This window comes from Bacillus sp. 1NLA3E (assembly GCF_000242895.2).
Taxonomy (GTDB): Bacteria; Bacillota; Bacilli; order Bacillales; family Cytobacillaceae; genus Bacillus_BU.
In genome coordinates, this window is the sequence record NC_021171.1 from 1,288,403 (window position 1) to 1,314,472 (window position 26,070).

Annotated in this window: 27 protein-coding genes and 1 pseudogene; 20 read left to right on the plus strand and 8 right to left on the minus strand. The window is 36.9% G+C overall.

What is annotated here, in order from left to right:
* The first annotated feature begins 33 nt into the window (after positions 1-33).
* The gene (pyc, locus tag B1NLA3E_RS06285; protein WP_015592997.1) at positions 34-3,474 is read left to right on the plus strand and encodes a pyruvate carboxylase; all 3,441 of its coding nucleotides are present in this window, start codon (positions 34-36) and stop codon (positions 3,472-3,474) included.
* A gap of 320 nt (positions 3,475-3,794) precedes the next feature.
* Here the strand turns inward: pyc and B1NLA3E_RS06290 are convergent, their stop codons facing one another.
* The gene (locus B1NLA3E_RS06290) at positions 3,795-4,763 is read right to left on the minus strand and encodes a COX15/CtaA family protein (RefSeq protein ID WP_041580354.1); all 969 of its coding nucleotides are present in this window, start codon (positions 4,761-4,763) and stop codon (positions 3,795-3,797) included.
* 555 nt (positions 4,764-5,318) lie between these two features.
* Between B1NLA3E_RS06290 and cyoE the strand changes: the two genes are divergently transcribed.
* The 7 genes from cyoE (at position 5,319) to B1NLA3E_RS06325 (ending at position 11,922) form a co-directional block, all read left to right on the plus strand.
* Positions 5,319-6,245 carry a heme o synthase gene (gene cyoE / locus B1NLA3E_RS06295; protein ID WP_015592999.1) on the plus strand — a complete coding sequence of 309 codons (927 nt, stop codon included), beginning with the start codon at positions 5,319-5,321 and terminating at the stop codon, positions 6,243-6,245.
* Between the two features lie 108 nt (positions 6,246-6,353).
* Entirely contained in the window at positions 6,354-7,421 is a 1,068-nt protein-coding gene (gene coxB, locus B1NLA3E_RS06300; protein WP_015593000.1) for a cytochrome c oxidase subunit II, read from the plus strand.
* Positions 7,422-7,448: 27 nt separating this feature from the next.
* Positions 7,449-9,317, plus strand: a complete 1,869-nt coding sequence (gene ctaD / locus B1NLA3E_RS06305; RefSeq protein WP_187292156.1) for a cytochrome c oxidase subunit I — start codon at positions 7,449-7,451, stop codon at positions 9,315-9,317.
* Complete coding sequence (locus B1NLA3E_RS06310; protein WP_015593002.1) at positions 9,317-9,949, plus strand: cytochrome (ubi)quinol oxidase subunit III; 633 nt, start codon at positions 9,317-9,319, stop codon at positions 9,947-9,949. The genes ctaD and B1NLA3E_RS06310 overlap by 1 nt, the downstream gene beginning before the upstream one ends.
* Before the next feature lie 4 nt (positions 9,950-9,953).
* Positions 9,954-10,289, plus strand: coding sequence for a cytochrome c oxidase subunit IVB (ctaF, locus tag B1NLA3E_RS06315; protein WP_015593003.1), 336 nt, complete (start codon positions 9,954-9,956; stop codon positions 10,287-10,289).
* A 117-nt stretch (positions 10,290-10,406) separates the two neighbouring features.
* Positions 10,407-11,315 (plus strand): cytochrome c oxidase assembly factor CtaG, encoded by a 909-nt coding sequence (gene ctaG, locus B1NLA3E_RS06320; RefSeq protein WP_015593004.1) that lies wholly within the window; start codon positions 10,407-10,409, stop codon positions 11,313-11,315.
* A 139-nt stretch (positions 11,316-11,454) separates the two neighbouring features.
* On the plus strand, positions 11,455-11,922 hold the full coding sequence (locus tag B1NLA3E_RS06325) for a DUF420 domain-containing protein (protein WP_015593005.1): 468 nt from the start codon (positions 11,455-11,457) through the stop codon (positions 11,920-11,922).
* Positions 11,923-11,965: 43 nt separating this feature from the next.
* Here the strand turns inward: B1NLA3E_RS06325 and ytvI are convergent, their stop codons facing one another.
* The gene (gene ytvI / locus B1NLA3E_RS06330) at positions 11,966-13,024 is read right to left on the minus strand and encodes a sporulation integral membrane protein YtvI (protein WP_041580355.1); all 1,059 of its coding nucleotides are present in this window, start codon (positions 13,022-13,024) and stop codon (positions 11,966-11,968) included.
* 189 nt (positions 13,025-13,213) lie between these two features.
* Positions 13,214-13,573, minus strand: a complete 360-nt coding sequence (locus B1NLA3E_RS06335) for a YugN family protein (RefSeq protein WP_015593007.1) — start codon at positions 13,571-13,573, stop codon at positions 13,214-13,216.
* A 206-nt stretch (positions 13,574-13,779) separates the two neighbouring features.
* Here B1NLA3E_RS06335 and B1NLA3E_RS06340 point away from each other — a divergent pair, with 206 nt between their 5' ends.
* On the plus strand, positions 13,780-14,433 hold the full coding sequence (locus tag B1NLA3E_RS06340) for a CAP domain-containing protein (protein ID WP_041580356.1): 654 nt from the start codon (positions 13,780-13,782) through the stop codon (positions 14,431-14,433).
* Positions 14,417-14,851 carry a CBS domain-containing protein gene (locus B1NLA3E_RS06345; protein WP_015593009.1) on the plus strand — a complete coding sequence of 145 codons (435 nt, stop codon included), beginning with the start codon at positions 14,417-14,419 and terminating at the stop codon, positions 14,849-14,851. Before B1NLA3E_RS06340 ends, B1NLA3E_RS06345 begins: the two co-directional genes overlap by 17 nt.
* 841 nt (positions 14,852-15,692) lie before the next feature.
* On the opposite strand, the pseudogene B1NLA3E_RS25200 reads toward B1NLA3E_RS06345, so the two are convergent.
* A pseudogene (locus tag B1NLA3E_RS25200) lies at positions 15,693-15,833 on the minus strand (IS5/IS1182 family transposase); the annotation flags it as partial.
* A 542-nt stretch (positions 15,834-16,375) separates the two neighbouring features.
* On the opposite strand from B1NLA3E_RS25200, the gene B1NLA3E_RS06355 reads away from it, so the two are divergent.
* Positions 16,376-17,395: a CAP domain-containing protein gene (locus B1NLA3E_RS06355; protein WP_051120127.1), complete on the plus strand. Its 1,020-nt coding sequence runs from the start codon at positions 16,376-16,378 to the stop codon at positions 17,393-17,395.
* Between the two features lie 98 nt (positions 17,396-17,493).
* On the opposite strand, the gene B1NLA3E_RS06360 is transcribed toward B1NLA3E_RS06355, so the two are convergent.
* Together B1NLA3E_RS06360 and B1NLA3E_RS06365 are read right to left on the minus strand one after the other, a co-directional pair.
* Entirely contained in the window at positions 17,494-17,853 is a 360-nt protein-coding gene (locus tag B1NLA3E_RS06360) for a hypothetical protein (RefSeq protein WP_015593013.1), read from the minus strand.
* A 20-nt stretch (positions 17,854-17,873) separates the two neighbouring features.
* Positions 17,874-18,359 carry a PaaI family thioesterase gene (locus B1NLA3E_RS06365; RefSeq protein WP_015593014.1) on the minus strand — a complete coding sequence of 162 codons (486 nt, stop codon included), beginning with the start codon at positions 18,357-18,359 and terminating at the stop codon, positions 17,874-17,876.
* A 145-nt stretch (positions 18,360-18,504) separates the two neighbouring features.
* Between B1NLA3E_RS06365 and B1NLA3E_RS06370 the strand changes: the two genes are divergently transcribed.
* From B1NLA3E_RS06370 to B1NLA3E_RS06390, 5 genes are all read left to right on the plus strand, one after another.
* Positions 18,505-18,918, plus strand: coding sequence for a YlbD family protein (locus tag B1NLA3E_RS06370; protein ID WP_015593015.1), 414 nt, complete (start codon positions 18,505-18,507; stop codon positions 18,916-18,918).
* A gap of 15 nt (positions 18,919-18,933) precedes the next feature.
* Positions 18,934-19,173, plus strand: a complete 240-nt coding sequence (locus B1NLA3E_RS06375; RefSeq protein ID WP_015593016.1) for a YlbE-like family protein — start codon at positions 18,934-18,936, stop codon at positions 19,171-19,173.
* A 68-nt stretch (positions 19,174-19,241) separates the two neighbouring features.
* Entirely contained in the window at positions 19,242-19,667 is a 426-nt protein-coding gene (locus tag B1NLA3E_RS06380; RefSeq protein WP_015593017.1) for a hypothetical protein, read from the plus strand.
* A 62-nt stretch (positions 19,668-19,729) separates the two neighbouring features.
* On the plus strand, positions 19,730-20,179 hold the full coding sequence (locus B1NLA3E_RS06385; RefSeq protein ID WP_041580358.1) for a YlbF family regulator: 450 nt from the start codon (positions 19,730-19,732) through the stop codon (positions 20,177-20,179).
* 71 nt (positions 20,180-20,250) lie between these two features.
* A complete protein-coding gene (locus tag B1NLA3E_RS06390; protein ID WP_015593019.1) occupies positions 20,251-20,526 on the plus strand; it encodes a YlbG family protein in 276 nt (91 codons plus the stop codon).
* Positions 20,527-20,583: 57 nt separating this feature from the next.
* Here B1NLA3E_RS06390 and B1NLA3E_RS06395 read toward each other — a convergent pair whose 3' ends face one another.
* The gene (locus B1NLA3E_RS06395) at positions 20,584-20,973 is read right to left on the minus strand and encodes a DUF7147 family protein (RefSeq protein ID WP_015593020.1); all 390 of its coding nucleotides are present in this window, start codon (positions 20,971-20,973) and stop codon (positions 20,584-20,586) included.
* Positions 20,974-21,598: 625 nt separating this feature from the next.
* On the opposite strand from B1NLA3E_RS06395, the gene rsmD reads away from it, so the two are divergent.
* Together rsmD and coaD are read left to right on the plus strand one after the other, a co-directional pair.
* Positions 21,599-22,156, plus strand: a complete 558-nt coding sequence (rsmD, locus tag B1NLA3E_RS06405) for a 16S rRNA (guanine(966)-N(2))-methyltransferase RsmD (RefSeq protein ID WP_015593022.1) — start codon at positions 21,599-21,601, stop codon at positions 22,154-22,156.
* 14 nt (positions 22,157-22,170) lie between these two features.
* Positions 22,171-22,662: a pantetheine-phosphate adenylyltransferase gene (coaD, locus tag B1NLA3E_RS06410; protein WP_015593023.1), complete on the plus strand. Its 492-nt coding sequence runs from the start codon at positions 22,171-22,173 to the stop codon at positions 22,660-22,662.
* 36 nt (positions 22,663-22,698) lie between these two features.
* On the opposite strand, the gene ylbJ is transcribed toward coaD, so the two are convergent.
* Positions 22,699-23,913: a sporulation integral membrane protein YlbJ gene (gene ylbJ / locus B1NLA3E_RS06415; RefSeq protein WP_015593024.1), complete on the minus strand. Its 1,215-nt coding sequence runs from the start codon at positions 23,911-23,913 to the stop codon at positions 22,699-22,701.
* A 248-nt stretch (positions 23,914-24,161) separates the two neighbouring features.
* Between ylbJ and B1NLA3E_RS06420 the strand changes: the two genes are divergently transcribed.
* Both B1NLA3E_RS06420 and B1NLA3E_RS06425 read left to right on the plus strand, forming a co-directional pair.
* Positions 24,162-24,953, plus strand: a complete 792-nt coding sequence (locus B1NLA3E_RS06420; protein ID WP_015593025.1) for a patatin-like phospholipase family protein — start codon at positions 24,162-24,164, stop codon at positions 24,951-24,953.
* Positions 24,950-25,972, plus strand: a complete 1,023-nt coding sequence (locus B1NLA3E_RS06425; RefSeq protein WP_015593026.1) for a SepM family pheromone-processing serine protease — start codon at positions 24,950-24,952, stop codon at positions 25,970-25,972. Before B1NLA3E_RS06420 ends, B1NLA3E_RS06425 begins: the two co-directional genes overlap by 4 nt.
* The last annotated feature ends 98 nt before the right edge of the window (positions 25,973-26,070 follow it).

Here is a 26,070-nt window from a genome sequence, read left to right on the forward strand (position 1 = left end):
TTTTCTAAAATACATAAAGATGGAGTGATTGAATTGAATCAGCGTATCACTAAAGTGTTGGTAGCTAATCGTGGTGAAATTGCGATTAGGGTTTTTCGGGCTTGTAACGAGCTAAATATTCGAACTGTTGCGATTTATTCGAAAGAAGATTCCGGCACATACCATCGTTATAAAGCAGACGAAGCTTATTTAGTTGGAGAGGGAAAAAAACCGATCGACGCTTACCTTGATATTGAAGGGATCATTGCAATAGCTAAGCATAGTAAGGCAGATGCAATTCATCCTGGATATGGTTTTTTATCGGAGAATATCCACTTTGCACGTCGCTGTCAAGAAGAAGGAATTATTTTTATTGGACCTGAATTAAAACACCTAGATATGTTTGGTGATAAAGTGAAGGCCAGATTGCAAGCACAGCTTGCTAATATCCCGATAATTCCAGGAAGTGACGGACCAGTTAACGATGTAAGTGATGTGGCTGCTTTTGGAGCTCAATTCGGCTACCCAATTATCATTAAAGCTTCCTTAGGTGGGGGCGGGCGCGGGATGCGTATCGTCAATCATCCTGAAGAGGTTCAAGAGGCTTTTTCTCGTGCTAAATCAGAGGCAAAAGCAGCATTTGGGAATGATGAAGTATATGTAGAGAAGTTAGTCATTAATCCGAAACATATTGAAGTACAAATTCTTGGGGACCATCATAGGAATATTGTCCATTTGTACGAGCGTGATTGTTCTGTGCAAAGGCGTCATCAAAAAGTAGTGGAAGTTGCTCCGTGTGTTTCGATTTCAGAGGACCTAAGAGAAAGAATTTGTGAAGCTGCAGTAAAACTAATGAAAAAGGTTGATTATGTAAATGCGGGCACTGTGGAATTTTTACTTTCTGGAGAAGAATTTTATTTTATTGAAGTAAATCCCCGTGTGCAGGTTGAGCATACGATTACCGAAATGGTTACTGGAATTGACATTGTTCAATCACAAATCTTGATTGCTGAGGGTCACGAACTATTTGGAGATATTGTAGGAATTCCACATCAAGAAAAAATTAGCATTCATGGATATGCGATTCAATGCCGAGTAACAACTGAGGATCCATTAAATAATTTTATGCCGGATACCGGGAAAATCATGGCCTATCGTTCCGGAGGCGGATTTGGTGTAAGGTTGGATGCTGGAAATGCCTATACAGGAGCAATCATTACTCCTTACTATGATTCCCTTCTAGTTAAATTGACCACTAGTGCACTAACATTTGAACATGCAGCTGCAAAGATGGTTCGAAATTTAAGAGAATTTAGGATTCGTGGTATTAAGACGAACATTCCATTCCTTGAGAATGTTGTGAGACATGAAAAGTTTGTTACAGGTGAGTATGATACTTCATTTTTAGAAAAAAATCCTGAATTGTTTCAGGTTTTGACAAGTAAAGACCGCGGATCAAAAATGTTATCCTATATCGCTAACGTCACGGTAAATGGATTCCCAGGGATCGAGCGGAAAAAACGACCAGTTTTTGAAAAGCCAAGAATTCCAAAGCTGAATTACAATTTTGATTATACAAACGGAACAAAACAAATCCTTGATGAGCAGGGCCCAGAAGGCTTAGTAAAATGGATTAAATCGCAAAATCAAGTATTGCTTACGGATACGACATTTAGAGACGCTCATCAATCGTTGCTAGCAACAAGGGTGAGATCAACCGATATTAAACACATCGCTGAACCGACAGCAAAATTGTTGCCTGACATGTTTTCATTTGAAATGTGGGGGGGAGCGACCTTTGATGTTGCTTACCGCTTCTTGAATGAAGACCCGTGGATAAGATTACAGGAATTAAGGAAAGAAATTCCAAACGTTCTGTTTCAAATGCTCCTCAGGGCATCAAATGCAGTCGGATATAAAAACTATCCTGACAATGTTATTCGTGAGTTTGTTGAGAAATCAGCGCAAACGGGGATTGATGTTTTTAGAATATTTGATAGTTTGAACTGGGTAAAAGGTATGGAAATAGCCATTGATGCTGTTCGTCAAAATGGAAAAATTGCTGAAGCGGCGATTTGTTATACCGGTGATATCGACGATCCTACAAGAGTTAAATATAATCTACAGTATTATAAAAACCTTGCAAAAGAGTTAGAACAACAGGGTGCACATATTTTAGGGATTAAAGACATGGCAGGTCTATTAAAGCCTCAGGCAGCCTATCGATTAATTTCGGAGTTAAAAGAATCGGTTAATATTCCGATTCATCTCCACACACATGATACTAGTGGTAACGGAATTTACACCTATGCAAAAGCAATCGAGGCTGGGGTTGATATCGTTGATGTTGCGTTAAGTACAATGGCTGGATTGACATCCCAACCAAGTGCCAATTCACTTTACTACGCGCTTGAGGGCACAGAGCGTAAACCTGATGTTAATATTGAAGCACTTGAACAGCTGTCTCACTATTGGGAAGATGTTCGTAAATACTACAATGACTTTGAGTCTGGTATGATGGCACCTCATACTGAGGTTTATCAACACGAAATGCCAGGTGGTCAATATAGTAATCTTCAACAACAAGCAAAAGCGGTAGGATTAGGCGAAAAATGGGATGACGTAAAGAGAATGTATACCCGCGTAAACTCAATGTTTGGAGATGTTGTCAAAGTTACACCTTCATCAAAAATCGTTGGTGACATGGCTCTATTTATGGTCCAAAATAATTTATCTGAAGAGGATATTTTAACAAAAGGCAGTACCCTTGACTTCCCTGATTCTGTTGTTGAGTTCTTTGAAGGTTACTTAGGACAACCATATGGTGGATTCCCTGAGGAATTGCAACGTATCATTCTTAAAGATAAAAAACCAATTACCGTTCGACCAGGAGAACTCCTTGAAAATGTTGATTTTATCAAATTAAAAGAGAAATTAACGGCAGAGATAGCAACAGAGCCGACTGATTTTGATGTAATTGCCTACGCACTTTATCCAAAGGTGTTTGTTGATTATACGAAAAAGGTAGACCAGTTTGGTGATATTTCGGTTCTAGATACACCAACCTTTTTCTATGGTTTGCGTCTTGGTGAAGAAATTGAAGTAGAAATTGAAAAAGGAAAAACTCTCATTGTGAAACTTGTAGCGGTTGGGCAACCGCAGGCTGATGGAACAAGAGTCATTTATTTTGAATTAAATGGACAACCACGGGAAATTGTTGTCAAAGATGAAAGTATTAAAGTGACTGTGACAGCAAAAATTAAGGCGGATCCAACTAATGAAAACCATTTAGCTGCATCTATGCCAGGTACTGTAGTAAAAGTTCTTGTTGAAAAAGGTGAAAAAGTTGACCGAGGTGATCATCTTATTATTACAGAGGCTATGAAAATGGAAACAACGGTTCAAGCACCTTTTTCTGGTATCGTAAAAGATATTTTTGTGAAAAATGGTGAAGCGATTCAAACAGGAGATTTATTAATTGAGTTAATTAAATAATTCGTAATGCTATGAATGAGAAGGATGAAAAACAAAGGCTCTTTTCTAAAAGATTGTTGTTTTTTAAATAGGTTTTGTGAAAAGCAAACTGTTATAAAGAAGTTGATTGGAGTGGAAGGTGCGAGACTCCTGCGGGAGCAGCGGGACAGGTGAGACCCCACAGGCGCTTTAGCGCCGAGGAGACTCACCGCCCGCCCCGCGGAAAGCGAGCATCCTGGAGCGGAAATCAACCATACTTCTCTTTTGGTAAATAGCAACAAAGTTTACGAAAACAGCCAAAACAAAAAAACAGGTCTGAACTTTATGTTCAGACCTGTTTTTTATATGGTCTTTGAAGGTGGCTGTGTTGCATTCGTTGTAACTGAAGATTTTTCTCCAAGTTTTAAAGCATTGCTCTTACTTCGAAAAGTAAGGAGCAGGAAGTAGCTTAAGATTCCGAATAGGCACGAAATAAAAAATGCATGTGCTAATGCTATAAATAAATTGATTTTAGAGAGAACAACTAATGCCCCAGCAATTACTTGCAAGCAAACAACTATAAAGGCTATGATCCAACCCCAATATAAAACCTTTTGATTTTTATAATTTTTTATTACCATTATTGTAATATAACCAATCCACAAGAAGATCAGACCAGCAAAGAATCGATGTCCCATTTGCACCCATTCATTTAAATTTGTAGGGAGGGAAGCGGATGAATTAAAACATAAAGGCCAGTCTGGGCACACTAGGCTGGCCTTTAAATGCCGAACGAGAGCCCCCGTGTAAACCACAATATAACTATATATCGTTACTCCGATAATATGTTTACCCAACCGTTTATCAATTACTAATTTTTCAGCATTGAATTTCTTATCAACTTCAAATATGAGCAGTGTTAATAGAAAGACAGAGGCAAATGAAATAAGAGATATACCAAAATGAAGAGCAAGAACAAAACCGTTTTGTCCCCATAAAACAGCTGCGGCCCCTATTAATCCCTGTAAAAGGAGGAAGAAAAACGAAAGGAAAGCTAAAAATTTAGTTTCCCGTATATGTCCAATAGACCTCCACGACCAAATGGACAATATGAGGACCATCATTCCAACTGTCCCAGAGACTAGCCTGTGAGCAAGCTCGATCACTAACTCAAAGGTAATGTCGCTTGGGACAAATTCTCCATTACACAATGGCCATGACCTGCCGCATCCCAAACCAGAACCAGTTTTTGTGACAAGAGCTCCTCCTAACAATACCAGTAGCATACCGATCGTTGTTAAAACAGCCAATAATTTTAAAGACCTACGCACAAAATATCACATCCTAAAAATGAAAGTTTAATTATTTGTCAATAAAATGTATTGACATATATAATGAAGAGGACATATTTCGAGAATTTCTACTAAAAAAAATAGAAATAAAGAAAATGATTGCATTTTCGATAGTACACAATTACAGGAATTTTTACAACTATTAGAATTCTCACTGAATATATTATAGTATAACTTAGAAAATTAGTAACTTAGAATGGAATTCTATCTTTAAATTATTGAATATTAAAACAATATTACCCGTATTTTTACTATAGCAATAGAATATCATTTTACCTCCATTTTCCCTTTGGACAAAAAAAATATATAAAATGTTCAAAAAAACTTCACAAAAATAACCAAAAGTGTGATTTAATATACAGTGAGAAAAGAAATCGTTTTGATATAGGTGAATAATTAACGATATTTTTATAATGTCAATAGTGAAAATTAGGAAATTGAATATACAACTTTGAAAATCTATTAAACTGACTGGCTCAGGACATTTATAAATAGAAAAGTAATCTCGCAAAAAAGGGAAAAGGAGGAAGGTATATGTCGAATCCAAAAGGTTTTGGGGAAGCAACTATAGATTCTAGTCATACTGATATTCCAGAAACCACTATGTTAAAAGACTTCTTTGCACTAATCAAAATAGGAATAGTTAATTCAAACTTAATTACAACATTTACAGGAATCTGGCTTGCACTACATTTTACAAATAATCATTTTCTTGATCATTTGGATATAGTCCTGTTCACCTTGATTGGATCATCCTTGATTATCGCAGGCTCATGTAGTTTAAATAATTTTATAGATCGAGACATCGATCATTTGATGAAAAGAACAAAAAGCAGACCAACCGTAACAGGTAAAATTAATCCAAATTGGGTTATTGTGCTGGGGCTATTTTTAATCGCACTCGGAATTTCGTTTCTATTATTAACGACGATTTCCGCAGCAATTATTGGTTTAATTGGAGTTATTAGCTATGTAGGTCTCTATTCAATGTGGTCTAAGAGATTATATGTTTCAAATACGATTGTTGGAAGTATTTCTGGAGCTGTACCTCCGCTAATTGGTTGGGCAGCTGTTGATGGGAATCTTGATCCTATAGCCTGGTTTTTATTTTTAATTATGTTTGTTTGGCAACCTCCACATTTCTACGCTCTTGCAATGAGACGAGTTGAGGAATATCGGGCAGCTGGAATTCCAATGCTTCCAGTGGTAAAGGGGTTTAAAACCACAAAAAATCATATGATTTTATGGGTTATCGCATTATTGCCACTACCTTTCTTTTTACAATCACTAGGTATGCCGTTTCTCATTCTAGCATCTCTGCTGAATGTTGGATGGTTACTACTAGGGTTATCTGGATACAAAATGAAGGATGATATGAAGTGGGCAAAACTAATGTTTATATACTCTTTACAGTATTTGACCATTATGTTTGTGGCAATGGTAATTGTAACGTTGATTTAATTTTGTAGGAACTCCATTCTCTATTAAAGGGGAAATAAAGAATGGATTTATCCATAGATTTACTCAGAAATTTTATTATATTTTACGAAAGAGGGGTTTGGTAAAGCAATGAAAAGACTTGCGAAATGGCAACTGTTTTCATTATTTTCCGTCATGATGCTCATTTTGTCCGGCTGTGGGAAACCATTTCTATCAACACTAAAGCCGGCTGGTGAAGTTGCAAAAAAGCAATTTGACCTTATGATGCTCAGTACGTGGATAATGGTGGGAGTAATCCTAGTTGTCACACTTATTTTCTTAATTGTATTATTTCGATTTCGCCGGAAGGATGACAAGATTCCAAAACAGATCGAAGGAAGTCACAAATTAGAAATTATTTGGACTGTTATTCCTATTATCCTACTGCTTATAATGGCAGTTCCAACTGTTGCAGCAACATTCAATTTTGCAAACGTATCAAAAATGGATAATAAGAAAGATGGCAAATCCGACGTACTTGTAGTAAATGTACGTTCTAATCTTTATTGGTGGGAATTTGATTACAAAGATTTAGGAATTGTAACTAGTCAAGAATTAGTTGTTCCAACCGATGAAAAAGTATATTTCAACCTAAAAGCATCCGATGTTAAACATTCATTTTGGATTCCTGCAGCAGGCGGAAAAATGGATACTAATGTCGATAATGTTAATAAGTTCTGGTTGGAGTTTGACGGTAAAAAAGCTAAAAAGGCTGGCGGCTTATTCTATGGAAAATGTGCAGAGCTTTGCGGCCCATCACATGCACTAATGGATTTTAAAGTGAAAGCCGTTTCACGAACAGAGTTTAATAAGTGGGTCAAAGACATGCAAAATGTTAAAGAACCACAAAAGGCTGATACAGCTTTAGCACAACAAGGTCAAGACGTTTTCAATAAAAGTTGTATTGGATGTCACGCAGTAACCCCATCTAACAAAACACCTGAGGCAGCAAGAATGGCACCAAATTTAACTAATTTTGGCGAGCGTTCAAGGGTAGCAGGAGTGTTAGATCACAATAAAGAAAATGTTAAAAAATGGATCAAGGATCCTGAATCTCATAAGCCTGGCAACAAGATGACAGGAACATACGGACAATTAACAGACCAGCAGATTGATGCTGTCGCTGAATACTTGATGGGCTTAAAAGTTCAGAAATAACAGGGGATTTTTGAAAAGGGAGGAAAAATGGTGAGTAGCTACGCTCAGAAAAAGGGGTTTGGAGCAGCTCTTTGGGACTATTTAACAACTGTTGACCATAAAAAAATTGCGATTTTATACCTTGTCGCAGGTGGGCTCTTCTTTGTTTTAGGCGGTCTTGAAGCAATGTTCATTCGCATTCAGCTTGCTGTTCCAAATAATGATTTTGTTAGTGCTGGGCTTTTTAATCAAATTTTAACCATGCACGGTACTACGATGATTTTCTTGGCAGCAATGCCGCTGGTTTTTGCATTTATGAATGCAGTTGTTCCTTTGCAAATTGGAGCACGAGATGTTGCATTTCCATTTTTAAATGCATTAGGTTTTTGGTTGTTTTTCTTTGGGGGTATTTTCCTAAATCTTTCTTGGTTTTTAGGTGGAGCACCTGATGCAGGTTGGACATCATACGCATCTTTGTCATTAGCATCGAAAGGTCATGGAATTGACTTTTATGCACTTGGCTTACAAATATCCGGTGCCGGGACATTAATCGGGGGGATTAATTTCCTTGTTACGATTATTAATATGAGAGCACCAGGTATGACTTATATGCGGATGCCGTTGTTTACGTGGACTAGTTTTGTCACTTCAGCACTAATTTTGTTCGCATTTCCTCCATTAACTATTGGCTTATTCTTAATGATTTTTGATCGTTTATTCGGCTCAAACTTTTTCGATGTAGCTAATGGTGGGAATACAATTATTTGGGAACATTTCTTTTGGATCTTCGGACACCCTGAAGTATATATTCTTGTATTGCCGGCATTTGGAATTTTCTCAGAAATTTTCGCAATCTTCTCAAGAAAACGCCTATTCGGATATTCTTCCATGGTTTTTGCAACCGTGTTAATTGGGTTCTTAGGTTTCATGGTTTGGGCTCATCACATGTTTACAACGGGTATGGGACCAGTTGCTAATGCGATTTTCTCAGTAGCGACAATGGCGATAGCCGTTCCGACTGGGATCAAGATCTTTAACTGGCTGTTTACAATGTGGGGTGGAAGCATTAAGTTCACTACACCAATGCATTATGCTGTTGCATTTATTCCGTCATTCGTTGCCGGAGGGGTAACTGGAGTAATGCTTGCACAAGCAGCTCAAGATTATCAATACCATGATAGTTATTTTGTTGTTGCTCACTTCCATTATGTAATTGTAGGTGGAGTTGTTTTAGCTTTATTAGGTGGAGCACATCTATATTGGCCAAAAATGTTTGGAACTATGTTAAATGAAACTTTAGGGAAAATTACTTTTTGGTTATTCTTAATTGGTTTCCATTTAACATTCTTTGTTCAACATTTCCTTGGACTTATGGGGATGCCACGCCGGATTTTCACTTACCTACCTGGACAAGGGTTGGAGACCGGAAACCTAATAAGTACAGTCGGTGCATTCTTCATGGCTGTAGGCGTCATCATCTTATTATTGAATGTGGTTATAACACAAGTGAAAAATGAAAAGGTTGGGAATGACCCATGGGGAGACGGACGTACTCTTGAGTGGTCAATCTCTTCGCCACCACCATTCTATAACTTTAAACAACTACCACTTGTTCGTGGATTAGATCCATATTGGATTGAAAAAATGAATGGTAAAACGGAAATGACACCTGCTGAACCGCTTGGTGATATTCATATGCCAAATAATTCGTTCATACCTTTCATGATATCCTTAGGCTTATTTGTAGTAGCCTTTGGTGCTATGTACCGTACAGAATATAGTTGGGGTCTACCTGTCTTAATTGGTGGATTTGTTATTACATTAGGTTCAATGTTCATGCGTTCGGTTAAAGACGATCATGGATACCATATTCATAAAGAAGATTTACAAGATGACAACAAGGGGGTTAAGGCATAATGGTTGCTCATGAAGAAAAAATGACGTTGGAAACATGGCCAGCATCGCCTGAGAAAGCCACCCTTGAAGCCAAAAATAAATTCCTTGGATTCTGGTTCTTCCTTGGTGGAGAAACAGTGCTATTTGCATCGTTATTTGCGACCTACCTCGCATTAAAGGATAAGGTTCCAAATTCAAGCCATGCACTTGCAAAAGATCTATTTGAACTACCTCTTACGTTTGCTGCAACAATGCTTTTGTTAACAAGTTCTTTGACTAGTGTTTATGCAATGTACCATATGAAGAATTTTGAATTCAAAAAAATGCAACTTTGGTTAGGAATTACCGTTCTTTTAGGGGCATGCTTTTTAGGATTGGAAGTATATGAATTTAATCATTATGTCCATGAATTTCATCATACCTTTACAAGTAGTGCATTTGGTTCTGCGTTTTATACATTAGTAGGTTTCCATGGTGGACACGTTGCGTTTGGACTTTCGTGGATACTAACTTTGATGATTCGCAATTCAAAACGTGGGTTAAGCCTATACAACGCACCAAAGTTTTATGTTGCTAGCCTTTACTGGCATTTTATTGATGTTGTTTGGGTATTCATCTTTACAGTAGTATATTTAATGGGAATGGTGGGATAAACTGATGGCACATCAACAACCAAGTTCAGGTAACCCTAGAGTTGACATTGAATATCGTCGCAAGAAAAGTGCGGAAGAAATGAAGTATCAGGTTGTTTCATTTGCAATTATGATATTCTTTACCTTAATTGCATTTTCAACAGTCGCATATGAGGATTTTTCTAACTGGTTTAGAGTTCCTTTTATTCTTCTTCTCGCGGTTGTACAAGTGATATTCCAGTTATATTATTTCATGCATATGAACCATAAAGGTCATGAAGCACCAAAACTATTCCTTTACTCAGGAGCAGTAGTAGGATCAGTAACGGTTCTTGCCTTTATGACAATTATTTGGTGGTAATTATTAGGAGGAAAATCAGCTTCGCTGATTTTCCTTTTTGACATTATGTTGAAATGACACTCCCAGAATTTTTACGAACCAATTTAGCTTTACTAAAATTATAGAGGTGAGAGAAAGATGCCTGTTCTTGATATCTTTGGTTTTCGTGCCCTATGGAGTCCATATTTTCTTCTAACATTATGTGCAGTATTAGTCGGATATTATTTAGTTACAGTTAAATATCAGAAGAAAATTTCTGACAGTGAACCAATCACTAAAACTGAAGCCAGTATATTTATTTTTGCAATTGTCCTTTTATATACCATAAAGGGATCTCCACTTGATTTAATGGGACATTTAATGTTTTATGCTCATATGATCCAAATGGCTTTTCTATACTTGGTGATAGCGCCATTATTTATTTCTGGGATACCAAAATGGATTTGGAGAAAAATCTTGAAAAATACCATAATAAAGAATGTTTTTCAATTCTTTACAAAACCACTTATTGCTTTGGTTTTATTTAACGGTATGTTTTCGTTTTATCATATTCCGCTCATTTTTGATTTCATTAAAACTGATATGTGGTTACACGCTTCGTATACCATTTTTTTATTTTTCCTAGCAATCTTTATGTGGTGGCCGTTGGTGAATGACTTATCGGAGAATCAATCCCTTAGTGGGATTAAAAAAGTTGGTTATATTTTTGCGAATGGTATCCTTATCACCCCAGCTTGTGCACTGATTATATTTTCAGATACACCAATGTATCATACGTATTCTGATCCAAAGGTTTGGATGGAAGCATTGCAATTATGTGTTCCACCGGCAACCCTATCAACACTTAACTTAAGTGGACCAGAAATGTTTAATTCCATGCCGTTGATTCAAGACCAGCAGCTTGGAGGAGTATTAATGAAAATTATTCAAGAAATTGTTTATGGTACAGTTCTAGCTCAAGTTTTCTTTAAGTGGTATCGTCAAGATATAGAAGAGGGTAAAGCTGATGAAGATGCGAATCTGTACTCGGATTTAGTTAAATCATGAAGGTTGGCATCTTTGAACAGATGCCACCTTTTTTGTGTCTTGATTGAATAAATATTGAGAAAAGTCAGCTATTTGTTGAAATATGTTGAATCTTACCATAAAATTGTTTCAGGAGAGTTAATTCAATGGGGAGTGTTAGATGATGAATTCAATACCAGTATTACCTACGATTAGTACCGGGTTTATTGTTCTAAGTGCCATCACTGTAGCAATAGGATGGGTACAAATCAAACAGCGGAAGATTGAAACACACAGAAAGACTATGACTTTGGCAGCTATTTTCGCACTTATTTTCTTTTTGATTTATGCAAGCAGAACAATTTTTATTGGAAACACTTCATTTGGCGGTCCAGATGATATTAAGATATATTATACTATTTTCCTTATCTTTCATATCACTTTAGCAACTGTCGGAGCAGTATTTGGAATCATCTCATTGGTAACGGGGTATAAAAACAATTTGAAAACTCATCGGAAATTAGGGCCGATAACTAGTTTTATTTGGTTTTTTACAGGTATAACTGGGGTTGCAGTATACTTGCTTCTTTACGTATTCTACCATGGTGGGGAAACAACATCTGTGATTAAAGCAATATTAGGATTGTAATAAAATATGTAAATAAAAACGAGCGGATATCCTCCAGCTCGTTTTATATTTTGAAGTTCATTTTGATCATTCCGGCTTCTCGCGCGGCATTAAAAGTAATGAGCAGAAATGGACCTACAATAATTCCTATAAGCCCTAAAATTTTGAAACCTAAGTACATCGTTACAAGAGTGGATAACGGTGAGAGACCAACTTGTGTCCCTATTAATTTTGGCTTTATCATTTTCTTTACTACAAGCAATATGCATATTAGGACCACTAATTCTATACCTAATACCATGCCCCCTGTTAATAATTGAAACAGAGCCCAAGGAGCTAAAACGGTTATCGCTCCGAAAATAGGTATAAAGTCTATCAGCCAAATCAGTAATGACATGACTATTGCAATTTCCGGGGTAATAATCAGTAAGGCTATAAGTGAAAGAATTGAAATAATAACACTGATTAGAAATTGAGCTTTAAGAAATCCAAAAACAACATATGACAATCTTGATGACATAATCGTAACTTTTGTCGTTGTTTTCTCTGATAAATGTTGATAAAGATTTTCGTTAATTTTCGGCAAATCTAGTAAAAATAAGAATAATGCTACTAAAAATACAATGAAACTTACTAGGTAATTTGGAATATTGGTCAGGATTGCTTTTAGATTATTAATATTTACATAAGACAATAAGCTATCCTTGAAATTATCTAAGAATTGTTGGACCTGGAAGCTTATTTGTTTAATAACCACAGGTGGTAAATCTTTACTAAGAGTCATTAAATATGCTTCAATGTTAACCCATTTTTTCGACATTTCATTAATAAAGAAGGGGGAATTTTCAACTATTTTGATGACTTCAGCAATAACTTTTGTTGTAATAAAATAACTGCACAAACTTAATAATAGGATAAAAAATATAAAAACAATTAGTACTGAGATCCTCCGTTTTATTTTAAGCTTATATTGCAGTTTTTTAACAAATGGCTCAAGTAAAAGCGCAGTAATAAATGAAATAATTAATGGTAGGGATATAGGTAAAACAATGTAGGCAATACTCACTGCAATCATAACCACAAGCAAAATTAAAAATCTTCTTTTGGTAAGCAATTTTATCAAAACTTTTACCCCCTTCCAAGCCACGACCTGCATAATCTACTAAAAACATTTCAAAAAAAAAATTTCATTTCTTTATTTAAATTATAGTATGTTTAGAAAAAGATAAGCAATCATTAATCTATTTTAAAATTCCTAGGAGGATGACAAAAGAAAGACGCATTCAGTGTTTGAATGCGCCTTCTTTTTTTCTTATAAAGCAAATGTAGCTATTTTACTTTGTAAATCTGCTAAGATTTTCTCGCATTGTGTTACAAGAGATTTTGGGAAGTTTTCTCCTTCGCCGTATTCAACCCCATGTGGAAAGTAATGCTTTCCAAGCAGTGGTGTGATTAATTGAATGACAGCTTTGTGGGCACCGACATCCCCTTCGGTTGCGTAACCTTGAACTCGAAGATAAAAGACTCCTTCAGCCATTTCGAATTTTCTGTCATATGTAACACGATCATAATCCCATTGTCCTTCTCGAACTAACCCAAGCTCTAGCATGACATCATCCAAACGATTTAAATCCGCTTTTACATTTTCAAGACCAGTTTTTTCTAATTTCATGTTTGTCCCTCCTACTAACTATCCACGAACTTTTGGTTGGAAAGGTATATATTAACAATCCCAACAAGTTTTCTCATTTTAATAATAGTAGAAAAATCATCAAGTTGCAATTCGAAAGAAGAGATTTTACTATATTTTCTGATTTTATTTTTTTTTCTTTTATTTGGAGAAACTATATAAGGAAGAATTACGGAAGGAGCAAGGATATGAAGTTAAAAAAAGAAGTAATTACCTTTTTTTTCATACTTTTTGTCTGGCTTTGTTTCGAGAAAAATGTCTATGCGGTATCGAAATACACAGTTCAATCGGGGGATACGTTTTGGAAAATTTCATTAATACACGGTGTAAATTTTGAAAGTCTACTGAGAGAGAATCCACAAGTGGTAAATCCAAACATCATCTTTCCTGGTGATACCCTTTATCTTCCTGATCTTCAACTAGGAAGGAAAAATGAGTTGGAGAAAATGCTTCATTTAATAAATAAAGAACGGAGCAGCGCTGGTTTGCCATTATTGATAAATGATGAAAAGCTATCAGCTATTGCTGATAAAAAAGCCCTTGATATGAAAAATCATGGATACGTTTCGCATAAATCTCCAACCTATGGTAATCCTACAGTTATGTTGTCTACATTTCATATTCCCTTTTCATTTGTTCTTGAAAATATAGGGGCAGGACCAACAACGGCTGATGAAATGTTTAGTACTTGGGTTAACTCACAAGTCAATCTAAGCAATATACTAGAAAAAAGGGCGACCCATGTGGGAATAGGTTATGCAAGAGGTGGGTTGCATGGTCATTATTGGACAGCCATTATCATTGAAAAAAATAGGAGTGATGTTGATGGGAAATATCAATGATTTGATGACAAAAAATGTTGAGACATGCTCGTTACTTGATAATGTATTTGAAGTAGCGGTAAAAATGAAAGAATGGAATGTGGGTGCAGTTCCTATTGTTGATAACCAAAAACTTGTAGGAATGATAACGGACCGGGATATTGTTCTTCGGTGCATTGCAGAGAAACATCCGGCCTCTTCTAAAGTAGAGGAAATTATGAGCAAACGTTTAATAACGGTCACACCTGATTCCACAACGCAAGAGGCAGCCAAAATCATGGCTAAAAACCAAATACGACGACTTCCAGTGGTTGAAGGTGATCAGTTGGTTGGCATTGTTTCATTAGGAGATTTCGCAGTAGATGAGTTAACTGATGACCAAGCAAAAGTTGCTCTAACGGAAATCTCTGAACCAGGGCAAAGTGAAATCCAACATTAATACTAATAGGTTCCTTTACAGAAGTAATGCAAAGCTCACCAAAGTGGGCTTTGCATTTTGTCATTGCGTTAAATGTCGATTTTTAGATTGTCTATGCTAACGGACCTGTTGATTTGCGCTCCAGTTGCTTCGCTTTCCGCGGGGCGGGCGTGAGCTTCCTCGTCGCTAAAGCTCCTGCGGGATCTCACCTGTCCCGCTGCTCCCGCAGGAGTCTTCGCACCTTCCGCTCCAATCAACAGGAGGCAAATCAACAAAAAGATTTACAACATACCATATCCAACCTAACTAAATGGGTTGCCATTTTTTTATGTTTTGGCAGGTTGCAGTAAGGAGAGCCCTGTTCCTTACATTTTTCAATCAGCGTAATCCGCAGTAGCGAAGCCTATGAAAAAAACAATCTTTGTGAAAAAAATGCTGTCCGAATGCTCCGTGCATTCGGACGACGCTTCGGATTTTGGGCATCAGTATGGCTCTTTGTTTCCCATTTTTCCTGCCACTTCGGATTTTGGGCATCATTGCCGCACTTTCATTCCCATTTTTCCACGACTCTCAGATTTTGGGCACCAAAGAGGCTCTTTCATTCCCATTTTTTCGCGACTCTCAGATTTTGGGCACTAAAGAGGCTCTTTGATTCCCATTTTTCAGCGACTCTCGGATTTTGGGCATCATTGAGGCTCTTTGATTCCCATTTTTCAGCGACTCTTGGATTTTGGGCATCATTGCGGTTCTTTGATTCCCATTTTTCCGTGACTGTCCTCGAATTCTCAAAAGCTGTCCGAAAAAACCCTTTGTGGGAACATCTAAGTTTAAAGAGCAACAAAATTTACGAAAAGAGCCTTTAAAAAGGAATAAGCGGATCAGTAGGACGTCCATTATCATCTCTATAATAAGGACGGACCTTTTCAAGAAGAAACGAAAAATCGATATATTTGTCAATCAATCGAAGAAGGCGATAGGCTGGAACTAATTCATCAATAGACACAAATTCATATCACTTTGGCTAGACTCTTTTGGTTTAAACAATGATTTCTCCACTTATTTTATTATTTATTGGTTGAGTAGAAGGTCTGAATTGGAAGCGCCCTGTTGATTGGAGTGGAAGGCGCGAAGACTCCTGCGGGAGCAGCGGGACAGGTGAGATCCCGCAGGAGCTTTAGCGACGAGGAAGCTCACGCCCGCCCCGCGGAAAGCGAAGCGTCTGGAACGGAAATCAACATACCTATAGAACAGCCTATTTGTTAATAATAATCAATTGTGTTATAACAAATTAACGCGGTGAATCACTAAAGTTTTTGGTAAAATAATAGGCTGTCGAGAGTTTCTCGACAGCCTAGGCTCACCAAGTGGTGAGCCTTTTTGCTTTTAGGGTATATGAAATCAAGGCATCAATAAAGCCTGTTGCTATATAAATAGTGGTTTAGATGCTATAATATTTTTAAATAGCAATTATACAGTAATGAAAACTTATAGAGAGGGGGGCATGGCCTGGGTACTTTAATAAAAATATTATTTTTAGTTGGAATTATGCTAACAGCTGGATTTTATCTAAATGTGAAAAATCCAAATCAATCAGACGGATTATATATGAAGGAAAACGCTTCTCCAGACAAGAATAAGGAATTAAAGCAGAATGCATCACAACAAGGTGTTTCCGAATTAAATAGACCTACTGAGGGGCTATCTACATTAATAGGGAAACAGGTTGATGTCCTTGTATCATCCTACGGAGAACCAAATCGTAAAGACTTTTCCTCATATGGTTATGAATGGTGGATTTATGATGATGTTAAGGGCTACATGCAAGTGGGTGTTGAAAATGGGGAAATAGTCACTTTATACGCCATTGGAGAGAAAGTAAACATAGCTCCATTTAAAATTGGACAATCCGTTGAAGATCTTTTTTCGAAGGTAATATTTGATGCTGGAGTTAATTTTACATATGAAGAAACCTCATATCGTTTTGAAATGTCAGAAGATGAAATGAATACAAGACCATTAGTGAAACTGGGCGATATATATGTCCAACTTCTGATTGATAAATTTACAGGGGAATTGTCAAGTGTCCGCTTTTTTAATGAAAAGACGTTGGTCACTCAGCGGCCATACGAGCTAGTCTATCGCGGAGAACTATTAGAAAATGAACCCCTTAGTGATGACTCTTGGAGAAGGATCGAAGAGGGGAGTAAGCAACAAATATTTGATATAACAAATATCATGCGAAGACGTTATCACGTAAAACCTTTAAAATGGGACGAAGCCACAGCAGAGGTCGCATTTTTGCATAGTAAGGATATGTATGATTCCAACACGTTCACTCATAATTCTAAACTATTTGGTGAATTATCTGACCGGCTTAAAACAGCCAATATCCAATACCAAATTGCTGGAGAAAATATAGCTGCTAACTATATGGATGCTCCTGCCGTAATGGAAGGATGGCTCAACAGTGAGGGGCATCGTGATAGCCTCTTGAATGATAAGTACACACATATAGGTGTTGGAGTTTTTCACAAACACTATACCCAAGATTTTATCCAAAAATAGTAATAAAAAAGAATGGACTCATTTATTTTATGATAATGGGGGCAGGAGAATCTTTTTTCCTGCCCCCACTGTTTCATTCTTTTTAATCAATCCTTTTGTTACTCCAAATTCCTAATGATTCTTGAAATTCGAAATTCTTCCTTTTCCCAGTTCCCATAAATGCTGACGATTTCACCAGTATTCATTTTATATGTTTCAAAGGACCCTTTAATCGGGGTTATTTTTTTAGCGGTGATTATATTAAAGGACGTCTGTAATCTGATTTCTATAATATGAATATAGTGATGATGATAATATAGTTGTTTTTCTTCTTTAATACTGATAATTTTTCCAGAAAGAATAGCTTCTTCTTTTACCTGATCCAAGTTTGTCCATTTTTCTTTGAAAGCTTTGCTTTCTTTGTAGGTTAGGTAATAAAAATAAAAGCATATAATTGGTATGACAATGGCAGTCACCATTTAAATCACCTTGTAATGAATTATTTTTCAATAATAAAAAAGCTGCCAGTGGCCTTGGCTACCTTTTTCCCATCGGGACGATAGACCTTAGCAGATAATACCATCGTTTTTGTCCCTTTATGTTCTACATGAGCTTCACAGCGGAGTGATTCACCGATTCCAGGAGCGATATAATGAATATTTAATCCTGTTGTAACTGTTGCATAACCATGTGGAAGGAGCGAGTTCGCAAGTGACCCCATAGCAGAATCAATTATGGTTGCAGTAATCCCTCCATGAACAATCCCTAATGAGTTCAAAACCACAGGATTAATAGGTATTGAAACTTCACATTTTTGACCATCTATTTTCCGTTCCATTTGAAGTAAAGCACCAATAAATCCAACACCTTGACCCTGAGCCTGCTTGTTCCGGACTGCCCGGAGGACCTCATTTAATATTTCTAAGTCTTCATTTTCCGCTTCTTGGATGCAGGTATCAAGTATTTCTTGAAGTTCATTCTTCATGTTTTAACCTCTTTCTTCAAAAATCTTTCTTTATTGTATCATTTTTTAATAATTTTTTGAATTTTTAAACACTTAATAGACTTCACCATTTTTTCAAACAATCATATCGTATTGTAGGTATTGTAACATTTTTGGGGTGAGAAAAATGGAGAAAAAGGAGCTTCATCCTTCAATTGAAAAGTTCAAACAATTTGTGAAAAGTAATCCTAAAATGATTCAAAAAGTACGGAGTGAGAAATGTACTTGGCAGGAGTTGTATGAGGACTGGTACCTACTTGGAGAAGAAGATCCTCGCTGGAATGAGTTTCGCGACGGGGACAAGAAAGATCCTGCTACTACCACAACCACTACAGAGTCAAAAACGGATTGGATTGGTCAAATAATGGGGGCAGTAAAAAAGATGGACGCGCAACAATTTGAGAGTCATATCAATAATTTAAGTCAAGCCCTTGCAGCAATCCAAGGAGTTGTTTCACAATTTCAAGGTGGGAATCAATCAAACCCAATCCCAAAAAACCAGCAGCAACCACCACATCCTTTCAATTTTAGAAAGGATTAATGAGGGAGATTTTTGATGAGAAAAGAGATTTTAGACTATTTAAATAGTAGCCCTCAACTACTTCAATTTATCCGTGAGCAGCCAAAATGGTATCGGAAACTTACAAGAAATCCTCATGAATTACAGCTTTTAGAAATATCTTCAATGCATCATTATAAAAAAACGTTTCCACATCAGGTTGAAAAGTTCACCAATAGTGTCCAAATGGCGTCAATGATGATGAGTATGTTTCAAACAATGAATTCTCAATCTTAAACGAGGTCTGTTTTATGAGTAAAAAAGGAATGGCTGTAAACAATAAAAGCATAAAGGAGTGATGGACAATGATGGGGATACTTAGGCTAACCCCTGTCTTTATGCTTTTATTTTTATCTGCTTGTCATAAGGATATACCTAAACCCGAATTTAACACGGATTTATCAACTAGAACACCGATCAATAACGAGGACAATGTCCCTGTTTCAGGTATCCAGAACAAATCTCCATTTTTCGTCCGACATTACGTTAAGGGGAAAAATCTGTTTGTAGAATGTATGCTGTCCGACATTTCATTTCGAAATGATAATCGTAATAAAAAGACTGGAAAATTAATTGTTTATGTTGATGGAAAAAAAACGGATGAAATCTATTCCTCTGTTTTCATCATAAAAGGAATGCCAGTAGGGGACCACACAATCGAATTGCAAGTAGTGAATCTACATAATCAACCCTATTCACTAAAAGAGGAATTTACAGTCACTATTCCTTGAATGTACCCGTTGTTCGCTTTCGGTATCGTTTCATGATAAAATATGAAACGGAGGTGAGCAATTTGCTTGCTACATTCGAAAGAATGCAACTTTTAGACACAACCGATCAACTTGCCGCCATGATTCTCCATTCAGATATCGCCGACCGATATCGAGAATGTTTTTTTCTTTTGAAAAAAAACAAGGAATCGCAGCGAAAAATACAAGCATTTATGAGCGTAAAGGACCAATATGAGGAAGTTCAAAGATTCGGAAAATACCATCCGAATTATAAACTAGTCATGAGTAGTGTCCGAGAAGTTAAGCGAGAAATGGACCTTGATCCTCTTGTGGGAACCTTTAAACAGGTTGAAAATGAACTTCAAACACTCCTAGATGAAATAAGTAAAATTATAGGTCATTCAGTTTCAGAAAATATAAAAGTTCCAACTGGAAATCCACACTTTGATAGCCTCTCCGCCTGTGGTGGTGGTTGTGGATCTGGGGGAAGTTGCGGATGTTCTTCAAAATAAACAATCCAACATGATTGCGAGTATATTGTCTGTATGCTATTCTTATAAAAAAGTCTTAAGGGGAATACAGAATGTTTGGTTCTCGGCAAGGAATTATCGTATGGCTTTATTCTTTGAAGCAGGCCAAAATGCTTAGGAAATTTGGCAACGTTCATTTTGTTTCAAAAAAAATGAAATATGTGGTTTTATATTGCAACCAAGATGATGCTGAGGAATTAACCGCAAAATTGCAATCTTATTCTTTTGTGAAAAAAGTGGAGCCATCTTATAAGCCATTTTTAAGCTTGGAATTTGAAAATTCTAAGCCTGATAAAGCGAAAGAATACGATTACAAAATGGGAATATAATCATAAATTAAAACGACAAGGTTGGGGAAAACCCTTAGCCTTGTCGTTTTTTTTCATTTAATGTAAAAATGGAATATAGCGATTCATTCTGAGGATTCCAATTAAGTATTGGTAAAACAACTCTTTTTCGGCAAATTCACTCGATGGTTTTACGGTAAGTTCAATCACATTCTTTTCCAATTGTTCTGCTGTTTCACGAAATAGATTAAATCGTTTATTTGGCAATATATTGGGGTTGGGAATGCCTTCTCTGGACAAATATATTGGTTGGAAATTACCGGGATTAGTAGGATTTAATATAACAGCCAGTGAAGTGACATCCTTCCCATTATCAACAGAATGGAAAGCCATCATTCTTAATAATCGATGTTGATTCGATTTGGCAATTTCAATTAATTCGTACAGATCAGAATACCCTTCACCTAGTTCAATAAAACGTTGAATCATAACAAAGTCCTCCAAAACAACATAATAGTCCATAATAATGTACCATGCTTATTTGAAAAATAGAAGGAAAAGCACTGCTATATTTAAAGAAATGGCGAAATTTTTAGTGAATTATCGGAGGATTTTCACAGGGCTTTGTTAAAGCTCAATGTTAATTTTTTGCAAAATGTTGATTGGAGTGGAAGGCGCGAGACTCCTGCGGGAGAAGCGAGTCATGGGAGACCCCGCAGGCGCGAAAGCGCCGAGGAGGCTCCCGGACCGCCCGCGGAAAGCGAGTGCCTGGAACGGAAATCAACATTCTAGTTTAACAGAGCCTTTCACAAAAGAAAAAACCCTGCAAATTTTTGCAGGGCCCTTCTATATCCTTACTATTAAGGATAGAAGGCAAAGGGAGAGGAGAAACCGGAGGAAGAACTTATGGGGAAACGTAAGTCTTCTCCGCGGTTGGCAACAACATCCTCGAATAGATGTTGTTACTTACATTATTTCCACAATGAACTGCATTATACCTAATTTAGGTATTTTAATGATCATTTTTGTGAATAAGTTAAGATTGGATACAAATGACCTTATGTGGTAGGATAGAAAAAAATATTGAAAATGAAAAAGTTGTGGTGATCTAACATTGAGAGTGGTTTCCGGAAAAAGCAAAGGGAAGATTTTAAAAGCAGTGCCAGGAAATACAACAAGGCCAACGACAGATAAGGTGAAAGAAGCGATTTTTAATATTATCGGACCTTATTTTGAAGGGGGAATAGGACTCGATTTATTTGCTGGAAGTGGCGGATTGGGCATTGAAGGTTTAAGTAGAGGACTTGAAAAAGTTATTTTTGTTGACAGAGATGGGAAAGCCATTCAAACTATAAAAGAAAATATTAAATTTTGCAACTTAGATGAATATTCAGAAATATACCGAAATGAAGCAAATAGAGCTCTTAAAGCGATAAACAAAAGAGGGCTTTCATTTGATGTTGTTTTTTTGGATCCTCCATATAAACAACAACAACTCCTGTCACTCATGACTGAATTAGACCATAACAGAATTATTGTTCCAAAAGGGATCATTGTTTGTGAACATAGTCATGAAGTCGAATTGCCTGAGGCGATAGGAAATCTACACCAAATAAAGCAAGAACAGTATGGGATAATTCATATTACAATTTTTGAAAATGATGTTGAATAGTAGGGGGTATAGTTTTGCCGTGTATTGCTGTCTGTCCAGGTACTTTTGATCCAATTACAAACGGACATTTGGACATTATCGTTCGTGGGGCTAAGATTTTTGACGAAATTTATGTTAGTGTGTTAAATAATTCAACTAAGACTCCGTTATTTTCGGTGGCAGAAAGAATTGAATTAATTAAAGAGGTTACTAAACATATCCCGAATGTGAAGGTTGACGCATTTGATGGTCTACTAGTGGATTATGCAAAAAGTGTAAATGCTAATGCATTAATTCGTGGTCTTCGTGCCATATCTGACTTTGAGTATGAAATGCAAAATGCTTCAATGAACCGAGTATTGAATGACGATGTAGAAACATTCTTTATCATGACGAACAATCAATATTCGTTTCTAAGCTCTAGTATTGTTAAAGAAGTCGCGAAATATGATGGAGACATTTCCGAATTAGTTCCACCAATAGTAGCAAAGGAGTTACATAATAAGTTTGCTGCGCTAAAAAAATAATGGCAAAAAACGAGCACTTTGTTTGTGCTCGTTTTTTTAATTCTTATAGATGTTCCTTGAGAGGATCATTACATAGAGGCTTAGAGTCAATATAGTGATAATCGGTCCTACATGGATAAAGGAATGATAAGTATTATACATCCAGTTGTTTTCTCCGATTAATCCAACAGGAAGAGCGTTAGATGGCTGTTCTGTTGAATAAAAGCGTTCATAGATGGGCTCCCAAAAAAGGTAGGTAAATATACTCGCGAAAATTCCATGAAAAAACCTAGCAATAAAAAAGGGCTGAAAACGAATATCGGTTTGAGCTAAAATACTAGCAACCTGTGCTTGTACACTAAGTCCACTAAAAGCTAAAATGAAGCTGGTAATAATGGTCTGCTGTAAAAGTGTTGCATCGGTAACCTGGCTTGTGAGTTGGCTTCCTAATGTGATTTCGAATAATCCTGAAATAAAAGGGATGCTCAACGCTTCAGGGAAATGAAGAAAACGAAAAAATAATTCTAACATGCTAGAAAGAAATCCGGTAATGTGCAAATAAAATAGTAACTTATTAATAACAGAAAATAAGATGATAAACCCGCCAATCATCATTAAAGTTTGTACGGAGGATGTTACGGCATCACCTAGAAGCTTTCCAATGGGACGGTTATCATTTATTCTAGATTGATGGAGTGCGGAAAGGGCCGAACGAAGCTTGGATTTTCTAGGTCTCCCCTTTTCTTTTGTCTCTTCGACTTTGCCATGGAATCTCATAAGGATTCCCACACATATATTCCCAAAGTAATGTGATAGGGCAAGAATCACGCCAAGGTGAGGATTATAAAAAAAACCAACTGAAACTGCTCCGAAAATGAACAGGGGATTGGAGGAGTTCGTAAATGAGACAAGCCTTTCTGCTTCAATTCTAGTCAACTGGCCTTCCTGTCTTAGCCTTGCAGTAAGTTTGGCACCAGCAGGATATCCAGAGGCCATCCCCATTGCCCAAACAAATCCGCCAACCCCTGGTACACGAAAAATCGGCCGCATCAATGGTTCAAGTAAGACTCCAATAAATTTGACTACTCCGAAACCAATCAACATCTCGGAAACGATAAAAAACGGTAAAAGAGAAGGAAATACAATTTCCCACCACATATTTAGTCCCCGAATTGAGGCATCAACAGATTCTTGGGGAAAGGCAATAATTGAAACAGCCATAATTGTAACTGAGCATGCAAGGAGAATGGTCTTCAACTTTGAACGATACACCGACTGAGCCTCCTAAAAAGGGTAGTTACTGTGCAATAAGGGGAAACAGTGTTAAAATAAAAATCATTAATTGCCTACAGCTAAAAGAACTACTATTAGAAATTCAAGGTCACCTGCTAAGTAAGTGAATATAATAGACAATGTCTTGTCCCCATATATCACAATATACTCATAGAAATGTAGATTAGACCATAAGAATAAAACTGATAATCCTAAAAAATATGCTAAATGAAAAGGGGGAAATCTTCTTGCCACGTCCGAAAATTGGCTTGGCACTCGGTTCGGGTGGAGCACGGGGATTCGCCCATTTGGGTGTAATAAAGGTCCTAAAAGAAGAAGGAATTCCGATTGATTTTATTTCTGGAAGTAGCATGGGTGCGATGATCGCTTGTTTTTTTGGGGCTGGTTTGGATATGGATCGGCTATATAAAATTTCCAGTGCCTTCAAACGCAAATATTATCTTGACTTTACTGTCCCTAAAATGGGATTTATTGCAGGAAAAAGAGTGAAAGATTTAATTAGAATTTTCACCCATGGGAAAAATATAGAGGATCTAGACATTCCGATTGGCGTTGTAGCCACTGATCTTATGTCAGGGGAAAAGGTGGTTTTTACAAAGGGCCCAATTGCAGAAGCTGTTAGAGCAAGTATTTCGATTCCTGGTATATTTGTTCCAGAAAAAATCAATGGACGGCTCCTGGTTGACGGAGGAGTTGTCGATCGAATCCCTGTTTCTGTTGTCAAAGAAATGGGCGCAGAGTTTATCATTGCGGTAGATGTTTCGCGGGTGAAAACGAATACCGAGGTAAGTTCCATTTTCGACGTGATTATGCAAAGCATCGATATCATGCAAATGGAACTGGTGGACCATAGAATGATTGCTTCAGATGTCATGATTCGGCCTCAAGTGGAAAAATATAGTTCTAAGGCTTTTACCAATATTGAAGACATCATTTCTATTGGGGAAGAGGAAGCCAAAAAACATGTTAATAATATTAAGAATATGATTGATCAGTGGAAGGGGACACATTCAGAATGAGGAAAAAACACTATCTTCGTTTCCTCATCATCGCCGGGATTTTTTTCGTCGCTAGCTCATTTTATTATTTACCGTACTATGTTTCAAAACCTGGTATGGCAAAAGAGTTAGCACCAATCATCGAGGTTGAAAATGGCAATGGTGAGAAAGGTAGTTTCATGTTAACAACAATAAGGATGGGAAAGGCTAATATATATGCCTACACGATCGCTAAATTTAGTAAGTACCAAGAAATATACCCCGTTGAAGAAGTGAGAAGCAAAGATGAGACTGATGAGGAATATAATGTCAGACAGCTCCATATGATGGAGGGTTCAAAAACGAATGCCATTGAAGTTGCCTACAAAAAGGCTAATATTCCGGTTAAATTCCGTTTTAATGGTGTATATGTTCTTCAGGTTATCCCAAATATGCCTGCAGAAGGGAAACTAAAGCCGGGAGATCGAGTAACGAGGATCGATGGAAAAGAATTTGAATCAATGGATCAATTTATCGATTACATAGGTGTAAAAAAACCTGGGGATAAAGTTGAGGTTACATATGAACGGGATGGACAATCACATACCGTATCCTTGGCCGTTCAAACCTTTTCCAAAGATAAGAATAAGGTTGGAATCGGAATCGGATTAGTAGATGATAAGCAAATTGAGGTCCACCCTAAGGTTACGATTGATTCTGAGGAAATAGGAGGACCGTCTGCAGGGACCATGTTTTCTTTAGAGATTTATAATCAATTAACGAAAACTGATTTAACAAAGGGCTACCAGATTGCCGGGACAGGTACAATCTCACCAGATGGTACTGTCGGAAGAATTGGTGGGATTGAGCAAAAGATTGTAGCAGCGGATAAAGCTGGTGCTGAAATCTTCTTTGCTCCAGAGGAAAAAGGCGTGTCTGATTCAAATTATAAGATGGCAGTTAAAACGGCAAAGGATATCGGTACCTCCATGAAAATTGTTCCGATTGAAACATTTGATGATGCTGTTGCCTATTTAGAAAAGCTAAAAATGAAAAAATAATAGGCTGTGTTAAAGCTCATTGTTGATTTTTTTGCACAATGTGATTGGAGCGGAAATCAACATTCTAATTTAACACAGCCAAAAAATAAAAAGGAACT